This is a genomic window from Janthinobacterium sp. GW823-FHT06H09 (genome assembly GCF_058794735.1).
This window is the reverse complement of sequence record NZ_JBXAHC010000046.1, coordinates 1-695: the sequence shown is the minus strand read 5'-3', so window position 1 is coordinate 695 and position 695 is coordinate 1. Positions and strand designations below refer to the sequence as shown.

Annotated in this window: 1 tRNA gene and 1 rRNA gene; both read right to left on the bottom strand. The window is 53.1% G+C overall.

The window, feature by feature from the left end:
• Positions 1 to 2: 2 nt before the first annotated feature.
• Positions 3 to 79 (bottom strand) — tRNA-Ile (locus AC1Q6X_RS27810).
• Positions 80 to 177: 98 nt separating this feature from the next.
• Positions 178 to 695 (bottom strand): 16S ribosomal RNA (locus tag AC1Q6X_RS27805); the annotation flags it as partial.

The following is a 695-nucleotide window of genomic DNA, read 5'->3' as shown; positions in this document are numbered from 1 at the left end:
ACTGGTAGGGCTGGTTGGACTCGAACCAACGACCCCCGCGTTATCAACACGGTGCTCTAACCAGCTGAGCTACAGCCCCAACGCGGAACTACTACGACTACTGTTTCTTCTTAATTAAACAGCCGATAAGTGTGAACATTTGATGCGTGAACCATTACTGGTTCGTGCAAACTCTAGAAAGGAGGTGATCCAGCCGCACCTTCCGATACGGCTACCTTGTTACGACTTCACCCCAGTCACGAATCCTACCGTGGTAAGCGCCCTCCTTACGGTTAAGCTACCTACTTCTGGTAAAACCCGCTCCCATGGTGTGACGGGCGGTGTGTACAAGACCCGGGAACGTATTCACCGCGACATGCTGATCCGCGATTACTAGCGATTCCAACTTCATGCAGTCGAGTTGCAGACTACAATCCGGACTACGATACACTTTCTGCGATTAGCTCCCCCTCGCGGGTTGGCGGCGCTCTGTATGTACCATTGTATGACGTGTGAAGCCCTACCCATAAGGGCCATGAGGACTTGACGTCATCCCCACCTTCCTCCGGTTTGTCACCGGCAGTCTCATTAGAGTGCCCTTTCGTAGCAACTAATGACAAGGGTTGCGCTCGTTGCGGGACTTAACCCAACATCTCACGACACGAGCTGACGACAGCCATGCAGCACCTGTGTACTGGTTCTCTTTCGAGCACTCC